At 55.9% G+C, this 435-nt stretch carries 1 protein-coding gene; it reads left to right on the forward strand.

The genetic code is table 11. The features are described 5' to 3' along the window. Positions 1-435: winged helix DNA-binding domain-containing protein (locus NE664_14285; protein MCQ4727803.1), on the forward strand; the 435-nt coding region annotated here is incomplete at both ends.

Raw genomic sequence — 435 nt, forward strand, 5'->3', positions numbered from 1 at the left:
TTGGGCATCACGATCCGGGGGGAGAGGGCTGCCCAAAAAAAGCTGGTCCGAAAATACTTACATTGCTATGGACCAGCGACCGCCGATATGTTTGCAGGCTGGCTGGGCTGCTCCGGCAAACAGGGGCGGCGTATTTGGAACACCATTTCAGAAGAAATGGAGCCTGTCACAGTCTTCGGAAAAAAGGCATTTATCCTGTCAGAGGACAGGGAACGCCTCTTTGCTCCGGCCTCTTTTACCGGGAATCACCCGGGAGATTTGCAGAGGGATCTCCTGCTGCTCGGAGGGCACGATCCTTACCTGGACCAGCGTGACCGCGCGGTCCTCCAACCCGATAAAGCGCTTCAGAAGCAGATCTGGAAGCTGGTGACCAATCCGGGGGCGGTTGTATACCGCGGAGAGGTGATCGGAATCTGGACAACAAAAAAGAAGGCC

Source organism: Anaerotignum faecicola, assembly GCA_024460105.1.
In the GTDB taxonomy this organism is placed as follows: domain Bacteria; phylum Bacillota; class Clostridia; order Lachnospirales; family Anaerotignaceae; genus JANFXS01.